The sequence below is a fragment of the Allosphingosinicella sp. genome (genome assembly GCF_036387215.1).
Taxonomy (GTDB): Bacteria; Pseudomonadota; Alphaproteobacteria; order Sphingomonadales; family Sphingomonadaceae; genus Allosphingosinicella.
The window spans coordinates 1-7390 of the sequence record NZ_DASVUE010000342.1 but is presented as its reverse complement, the minus strand read 5'-3'; the positions used below and the strand labels follow the sequence as shown (position 1 = coordinate 7390).

Genomic DNA, 7390 nt, shown 5'->3' with positions numbered 1-7390 from the left:
AGCCGACGCCGCGGACGCCGTGGACGATCACCCCGGCGCCCGCGTCGGCAAGCCGCTTCCGGAGCCGCGAGACATGCGCCTCGAGCGCGTTCGAGTTGATGTCGTCGTCAAAGCCATAGACCTGCGCCTCAAGGCTCTCGCGCATGACCACCCGGCCCGCGCGGCGGATGAGCGCGTCGAGGATCGCAAGCTCCCGCCGCGGAAGGGCAAGCGCGGTCTCGCCCACCTTCGGCTCCCGCGCGGCGAGATCGTAGTGAAGCCGCCCGACTGCCACCGACGGCAGCCGCGCGCCATTCGCCGATCGCCGAAGAAGCACGCGCAGCCGCGCGGTGAGCTCCTCGAAGGCAAAGGGCTTGATCAGATAATCCTCGGCGCCGGCATCAAGGCCGGCGACCCGGTCGGGAACATCGTCGAGCGCGGTGAGGACGATCACAGGCGGCACAACCTGGCGGGTCCGAAGCACGGGCAGAAGCGACAGCCCGTCTCCATCGGGCAGGCGCCGGTCGAGCAGGACGGCACGGTATTCGGCGCTCATCACCGCTTCAATCGCTTCGCCGAGCGATCCGAAATGATCGACCACGAAACCTTCGGCTGCCAGCCGCGCAGCGGTCGCGGCGGCAAGCTCCGGCTCGTCCTCGATCAACAATATCCGCATCGTATTTTGTCCTCGCTGGCCGAGTGTCGCCCAGCTTGCTTGCGCGAAGCTTACGGCGGCCGGGGCGGCAGCGTAAGCCTCGCACAAGCCCGTCTCCGCATAACCGCTCCAGGCGCTGCATTTTGACGGCGCGCGAGGGAGATATGAAATGAGAAAACTGATCCTGGGCCTAATCGCGGGCAGCTCGGCGCTCGTCTCTGCGCAAAGCCAGGCGCAGACGCGGCCCGGCTTCGAAATCGGGGCCGAAGCCTTCGGCTACAGCTACCGCGAGCGGTTCGAAGGCGACGTAGTGGCTCGCGACGACGGCAAGTTCGGCGGCGCCACCTTCGGCTACGTCGAGACAATCGGCGGCGGCATGTTCCTGCGCGCCAAGCTCTCAGTGGATTTCGGCTCCGTCGACTATCGATCCGAGGATGGGCGGATCGACAACGTCAACCAGAGCATCGGTCAGCTCGAGCTCCACGTCGGCAAGGATTTCGCGCTCGGAAACGGCGGCACGCTAACCCCCTTCATCGGGCTCGCCAGCAGGGTGCTTGAGGATCATAGCGGCAACAAGGAAACCGAACTCGGCTTCGCGGGCTACGACCGCGAGGTGAGCTACGCCTACGTTCCTGTCGGGGCGGCGGCGACCTTTCCCCTCGGCGGCAGGTCCGAACTCATTCTCTCGGCGCAGTACAACTGGGTTGTGGGCGGCGAGGCGAAATCCAAATTCTCCGACCTCGATCCCGATCTGCCGGACCTGAAGCTCGACCTGGAGAACGGCTCCGGCTTCGAAGCGTCCGCCATCGCGCGGTTCAAACTGGGCGGAAACGCAATCGGCTTCGGACCGTTCGTCCGCCGCTGGAGCATCGATCAGTCGAAGGAGCTGGTTCTGAAGGACCCAGACGGATCCGGCGACACCATCACCTTGTTCGAGCCGAAGAACCGCACGACCGAAGTGGGCGTAAGGCTGACCTTCGCCTTCTAAGCCTCAGGCGTCGTAATCGACTTCGACGCCCGCGCCCTTCGGCACCGACTGGCAGGTGAGGACGTAGCCGGCGGCGATCTCCTCGTCGGAGAGGCCGTAGCGGGCGGCCATCTCGACCTCGCCCGAAACGACCCGGGCGCGGCAGGTGGCGCAGACGCCAGCCTTGCACGCATAGGGAGCGGGCAGGCCGGCGATGCGGGCGCTGTCGAGGATGTTTCCGGCCTCCGCGTCGAAGGCGACGCGGCGGGTTCGGCCGCCCAGCGTCACTTGCATCGTCAGGCCCTGGGCCTGGCTTTGCAATTGCTGCATCTGTGCGGCGAGCGCGGCGGACGGCCGTCCGGCGGTGAACCGCTCGACCAGGATCCTGTCGTGCGGGATTCCGACCGACTCCAGCGCCTCCTCGGCCGCGTCCATCATCGGCCCGGGGCCGCAGATGAAGAAGGCGGTGATGTCCGCCGGCTCCACCATCTTGCCGAGGATCAGGTCGCACTTGGTGCGATCGAGCAGGCCGTTGAACAGCTCGATATCCTCGGCCTCTTCGGCAAGAAAATGATGGACTTGCAGCCTGTCCATGAAACGGTTTTTGAGCTTCGCCAGCTCTTCGAGGAAGATGACAGAGGAGCTGTCCCGGTTGCCGTAGAAGAGCGTGAAGCGGCTGTCCGGCTCCGTCGTCAGCGCGGTCTTGAGGAGCGACATGATGGGCGTAATCCCCGATCCGCCGGCGAAGCCCGCATAATGGTTCCGCGCCTCGGGGCGGAAGTTCCAGGTGAAGCTGCCGTGCGGCGCCATCACTTCCAGATGGTCCCCCACCCGCGCATTCTCGTTCAGCCAGTTCGAAAAGACGCCGCCGGCGATCCGCTTCACGGTGACCTTGAGCTGACCCTCCTGCGGCGCCACGCAGAGCGAATAGGTGCGGCGGATGTCTTCACCCTGGATATCAGCTTTGAGCGTCAAGTGCTGGCCGGGCTTGAAGGAAAATTCCTCGCGCAGCGCCTCCGGAAGCTCGAAGCGAATGGACTTTGCCTCCGCCGTCTCAGGGATGATCTCGGCGATCTTCAGAGTGTGGAAGCTGACGCTCATCCGGCCCTCAATGGCATTTGAACAGGTCGAACGGCTCGGCGCAGGACCGGCACCGCCACAGCGCCTTGCACGGCGTCGATCCGAAGCGGCTGATCTCCTCCGTCTGCGCGGATCCGCATTGCGGGCATTCAACGGCGCGGCTCCCCGCCGGCACCGGCGGAGCGATGCCGTATTCGCGCAGCTTCCGGCGCCCTTCCGCGCTGATCCAGTCGGTGGTCCATGGCGGCGACAGGGTGGTGGCGATCTTCACGTCCCCGAAGCCCGCTTGATCGAGCGCGACCCGCACCATCGTCTCGATCACCAGCGTCGCGGGACAGCCGGTATAGGTCGGGGTGATCACCACCCGGTCGGCAGTGACTTCACGCACGATGCCAAGATCCACCACCGAAACCACTGGAATCTCAGGATCGGGCACGCTCTCCAGCACGCGCCAGATTTCGGCGGACTGGTTCTGCATCAAGGCCGCCGCCGCTACCATGTCGCGTCCGGATAGGTGCGGGGGAGGAACTGCATCGTGCACAGCAGGTGCCCGAGATGCTCGCTGTGATGGCCGCGGCGGCCGCCCAGGATCGGGCGCTGGTCCTTCGGCGGCTCCAGCGTCGCCTCCGCCAGCACCGCCTGGACCTGCCGATCGTAATCGCCGCGGAATGCCCCGAGATCGGGCCCCACGCCGCGGGCGGCGGCTTCCGAGGCGAGCTCGTCCATTTCGAACAGTTCGGGAATGAAGCGCCACATCCAATCGAGGCCGTCCTGCATCCGACGGCGGCTTTCCTCGGTGCCGTCGCCGAGCCGGATCACCCATTCCGACGAAAGCTCCTGATGGTAGACGACTTCCTTCACCGCCTTCGCGGCAACGCTGGAGATGAATTCGTCGGAGGAGCCGGCGAGGCGATCGAACAGCAGCTTCTGCCAGGTGGAGAAGAGGAACTGCCGAGCCATGGTCTGCGCGAAATTGCCGTTCGGCTGCTCGACCAACATGCAGTTGCGGAAATCGAGCACATCCCGATGGAAGGCCAGTGCGTCGCCGTCGCGGCCCCTGCCCTCCGCGTCTCCGGCGTAATTGAGGAAGTGATTGGCCTGGCCGACCAGATCGAGCGCCATGTTGGCGAGGCTGAGATCGACCTCGACGGAGGGCGCATGCCCCGTCCATTCGGAAAGGCGCTGGCCGAGGATCAGGCTGTCGTCCCCAAGCCTTAGCGCGTATTCGAACAATGACAGGTCCGGCCCCTCGACCGCCGGCTCGTCGAACGTGCCGACCGGCCGCCGCTCCTTTGCGCGCAGCTCGTCCTCGGGTCGGATCGGCGGCAGCGACGGCATCAGATATGCTTGATGTGGTCGGGGATGTTGTAGAAGCTCGCGTGCCGGTAGACCTTGTCCTCGGCCGGATCGAACATCGGCCCGTCCTCCGAAGGATCCGACGCGGTGATCGAGGCCGAGGGCACGACCCAGAGGCTTACCCCCTCCATCCGCCGGGTATAGGTGTCGCGAGCGTGGCGGACGGCGATCTCGGCGTCCGGCGCGTGCACGCTGCCGACGTGACGATGGGAAAGCCCGCCCCGCGAGCGCACGAACACTTCCCAGAGCGGCCAATCCTTCGACATCAGGCCGCCTTCCTCTCCGCCCGCTTGGCGGCATAGGCGTCGGCGGCCTCGCGAACCCAGGCGTTCTTCTCCCAGGCGTCGCGGCGGGCCTTCATCCGCTCCTTGGCTACGGGGCCCTCGCCCCGGACGACCGCGTAGAATTCCTCCCAGTCGATCTCTCCGAAATCGTGGCCGCCCTTCTCCTCGTTCCACTTGAGATCGGGATCGGGAACGGTGAGCCCGATCGCTTCCGCCTGGGGAACAGTGATGTCGACGAACTTCTGGCGGAGCTCGTCATTGGTTTCGCGCTTGATGCGCCAGCGCAGCGACTGCGCGGTGTTGGGGCTGTTGTCGTCCGGCGGGCCGAACATCATCAGCGACGGCCACCACCAGCGGTTGAGCGCGTCCTGCGCCATGCGCTTCTGCTCCCCGGTGCCGGAGGCGAGATGCATCATGATCTCGTAGCCCTGCCGCTGGTGGAAGCTCTCCTCCATGCAGATGCGGACCATCGCGCGGGCATAGGGGCCGTAGGAGGTGCGCTGCAGCGGCACCTGGTTCATGATCGCCGCGCCGTCCACCAGCCAGCCGATCGCGCCCATGTCGGCCCAGGTGGAGGTCGGATAATTGAAGATCGTGCTGTACTTGGCCTTGCCCGAATGAAGCGCCTCGATCATTTCCTGCCGGCTCGTGCCCAGCGTCTCGGCGGCGGAATAGAGATAGAGGCCGTGCCCCGCCTCGTCCTGCACCTTGGCGAGCAGGATGGCTTTCCGCCGAAGCGAGGGCGCCCGGCCGATCCAGTTGCCTTCCGGAAGCATTCCGACGATCTCGCTATGCGCATGCTGCGACATCTGCCGGGTCAGCGTCCGCCGATAGGCCTCCGGCATCCAGTCCTTCGGCTCGATGAACTCGTCCGCCGCCACGCGCGCTTCGAAGGCGGCGAGCTTCTCGGGATCCTCGATGTTCTGGACGGTCTGCGTCTTCTGCAATTCGGTCGTGTACATGCCTTGCTCCTACCATTCGCCGACCGATCGGTCAACGAACTCGCCGCACTCTAAGCATCAACGGACGGTGCCGCCCAGAGGTCCCGCCGATCAGTCGAACCCGCTGCCGAGGAAGCGTTCGGCGAAGGCGCAGTGGAGCGCGACCCCTTTCGCCATCATCTCCTCGTCGATCGTCATCCGAGTGTTGTGGAGCGGCGGGTTCGCCTCGGGATCACTTCCTTCGGGAGCAACGCCGAGGAACGCCATCGCGCCGGGGATCTCGCGAAGCACGTAGGAGAAATCCTCCGCACCCATGATCGGCGCCGGCAGCTCCATCCACGGATCCTCGCCGCCGAGCGAGGCGGCACAGCGCCGCACCAGGTCCATCGCGCGCGGATCGTTCATCGTCACCGGATAGCCCTCGTCCACCCGCGCCTCGCCCGTCATGCCATGCGCGGCGGCGACATGCTCTACGACGCGCCTGAACGCCTCCTGCATCCGGGTGCGCGTCGTTTCCGAGAGGGTGCGCAGCGTTCCGAGCAGCTCGGCGCTCGACGGGATGATGTTGTGCGCGGTGCCGGCGCTGATCTTCGTGATCGACAGCACCGCCGGGTCCGTCACCGGCACCGTTCGGGCGATGAGCGTCTGGAGCGCGCCCACGATCTCGCAGGCCACCGGCACCGGATCGAGGCTCTCGTGCGGCATCGCCGCATGTCCGCCCTTGCCGGTGATCGTCGCCGTCAGAGTATCCGCGGAAGCGAGCAGCGGCCCCGGCCGGCTCACCACCGCGCCGCGCGGCATATTCGGCCAGATGTGGAGCGCGAAGGCGGCATCGGGGCGGCGGCCCGGAAGCACGTCGTCGAGCAGCCCGTCCTCCAGCATGAAGCGGGCGCCGTGATACCCCTCCTCGCCGGGCTGGAACATGAAGACGATCGTCCCCGGCAGGCTCTCCCGCCGGGCGCAGAGCGCGCGCGCGGCACCGACCAGCATCGCCGAGTGAGCGTCATGCCCGCATGCATGCATCGCGCCCGGCACCTGGCTCGCGAACGGCAGCCCCGTCTCCTCCTGCATCGGCAGCGCGTCCATGTCGCCGCGCAGCAGCACCGCGCGGCCATTGTCCCCGCCGCTGGGGTTCGAGGGGCGCAGGATCGCAACTAGGCCGCTGGTGGACCGGCCTTCCCGATATTCGAGCGGCAGGCCCTCGAGCGCCGCCTTGATCTTGGCAGTAGTCCGCCGGCAGTCGAGGCCGATCTCCGGGTCCGCATGGATCGCCCGGCGGAGCGCGACGACACCGTCCAGCTCCGCCTCGCCAGCGGCGGCCCAGTCGGTGCCGCCATCCCGGTCCATCAGCTCCATAAACTCTCCATCAGCGGGATCAGCGAACCAGCGCCCGTTTGCCGTGGCCGGATCCCTCGAGTGGCACGAATGGCACGAATGTCACATGGAAACGCGGGGGGTCTCCCTCCCAAGAGGCTCCCCTCGTTCCCACGACGAATCACCAAGATCGATATCAGCGGGCGCGCGCAAACCATGACCGCAAGTTACCCCGCGACGGCAAGTGTAGGAAAGCCTTTCCTGCCGCACCGCACGTTCAAACCCGCTCGATCACCAGCGCGATGCCCTGGCCGACGCCGATGCACATGGCGCAAAGGGCATAACGGCCGCCGGTGCGATGAAGCTCCTCGGTGGCGGTGAGCGCAAGCCGCGCGCCCGACATTCCGAGCGGGTGGCCGAGAGCGATGGCGCCGCCATTGGGGTTCACGTGCGGCGCATCGTCGGGGAGGCCGAGCTCGCGGAGGACCGGGAGCGCCTGCGCCGCGAACGCCTCGTTGATCTCGATCACGTCCATGTCGCGGATGCTGAGCCCGAGCCGGTCGAGCAGCTTCTGCGAGGCTGGCGCAGGTCCGATGCCCATGATGCGCGGCTCGACGCCCGCGACGGCGCCGCCGACGATCCGGGCGCGCGGGGTGAGTCCGTTGCGGCGCGTGGCTTCCTCGCTGGCGACGATCATCGCAGCCGCACCATCGTTCACCCCCGAGGCATTGCCGGCAGTGACACTGCCGTCCGGGCGAACGATCGGCTTCAGCTTTGCAAGGGCCTCGACGCTGGTCTTGCGCGGATGCTCGTC

The 7390-nt window shown here is 66.7% G+C and carries 9 protein-coding genes; 1 reads left to right on the top strand and 8 read right to left on the bottom strand.

The window, feature by feature from the left end:
* The coding region (locus VF662_RS13725; RefSeq protein ID WP_464142247.1) for a response regulator at positions 1-655 on the bottom strand (655 nt) is incomplete at its 3' end.
* Positions 656-803: 148 nt separating this feature from the next.
* Here VF662_RS13725 and VF662_RS13720 point away from each other — a divergent pair.
* Positions 804-1622: a hypothetical protein gene (locus tag VF662_RS13720; protein WP_464142245.1), complete on the top strand. Its 819-nt coding sequence runs from the start codon at positions 804-806 to the stop codon at positions 1620-1622.
* Positions 1623-1625: 3 nt separating this feature from the next.
* On the opposite strand, the gene VF662_RS13715 is transcribed toward VF662_RS13720, so the two are convergent.
* The 7 genes from VF662_RS13715 to VF662_RS13685 form a co-directional block, all read right to left on the bottom strand.
* Positions 1626-2702 carry a 2Fe-2S iron-sulfur cluster-binding protein gene (locus VF662_RS13715; RefSeq protein WP_464142243.1) on the bottom strand — a complete coding sequence of 359 codons (1077 nt, stop codon included), beginning with the start codon at positions 2700-2702 and terminating at the stop codon, positions 1626-1628.
* 7 nt (positions 2703-2709) lie between these two features.
* Positions 2710-3159, bottom strand: coding sequence for a 1,2-phenylacetyl-CoA epoxidase subunit PaaD (gene paaD, locus VF662_RS13710; protein WP_464142241.1), 450 nt, complete (start codon positions 3157-3159; stop codon positions 2710-2712).
* A 14-nt stretch (positions 3160-3173) separates the two neighbouring features.
* On the bottom strand, positions 3174-4019 hold the full coding sequence (gene paaC / locus VF662_RS13705) for a 1,2-phenylacetyl-CoA epoxidase subunit PaaC (protein WP_464142239.1): 846 nt from the start codon (positions 4017-4019) through the stop codon (positions 3174-3176).
* Complete coding sequence (paaB, locus tag VF662_RS13700) at positions 4019-4303, bottom strand: 1,2-phenylacetyl-CoA epoxidase subunit PaaB (protein WP_464142237.1); 285 nt, start codon at positions 4301-4303, stop codon at positions 4019-4021. The genes paaC and paaB overlap by 1 nt, the downstream gene beginning before the upstream one ends.
* A complete protein-coding gene (paaA, locus tag VF662_RS13695; protein ID WP_464142235.1) occupies positions 4303-5283 on the bottom strand; it encodes a 1,2-phenylacetyl-CoA epoxidase subunit PaaA in 981 nt (326 codons plus the stop codon). The genes paaB and paaA overlap by 1 nt, the downstream gene beginning before the upstream one ends.
* 90 nt (positions 5284-5373) lie before the next feature.
* Complete coding sequence (locus VF662_RS13690) at positions 5374-6618, bottom strand: M20 metallopeptidase family protein (protein ID WP_464142233.1); 1245 nt, start codon at positions 6616-6618, stop codon at positions 5374-5376.
* Between the two features lie 235 nt (positions 6619-6853).
* On the bottom strand, positions 6854-7390 hold a 537-nt coding region (locus VF662_RS13685; RefSeq protein WP_464142231.1), incomplete at its 5' end, for a thiolase family protein.

What these genes read in the sequence shown, in the direction of transcription:
- VF662_RS13720 (WP_464142245.1), top strand. Translation starts at nt 804, where the DNA reads ATGAGAAAACTGATCCTGGGCCTAATCGCGGGCAGCTCGGCGCTCGTC.
- VF662_RS13715 (WP_464142243.1), bottom strand. Translation starts at nt 2,702, where the DNA reads ATGAGCGTCAGCTTCCACACTCTGAAGATCGCCGAGATCATCCCTGAG.
- paaD (WP_464142241.1), bottom strand. Translation starts at nt 3,159, where the DNA reads ATGCAGAACCAGTCCGCCGAAATCTGGCGCGTGCTGGAGAGCGTGCCC.
- paaC (WP_464142239.1), bottom strand. Translation starts at nt 4,019, where the DNA reads ATGCCGTCGCTGCCGCCGATCCGACCCGAGGACGAGCTGCGCGCAAAG.
- paaB (WP_464142237.1), bottom strand. Translation starts at nt 4,303, where the DNA reads ATGTCGAAGGATTGGCCGCTCTGGGAAGTGTTCGTGCGCTCGCGGGGC.
- paaA (WP_464142235.1), bottom strand. Translation starts at nt 5,283, where the DNA reads ATGTACACGACCGAATTGCAGAAGACGCAGACCGTCCAGAACATCGAG.
- VF662_RS13690 (WP_464142233.1), bottom strand. Translation starts at nt 6,618, where the DNA reads ATGGAGCTGATGGACCGGGATGGCGGCACCGACTGGGCCGCCGCTGGC.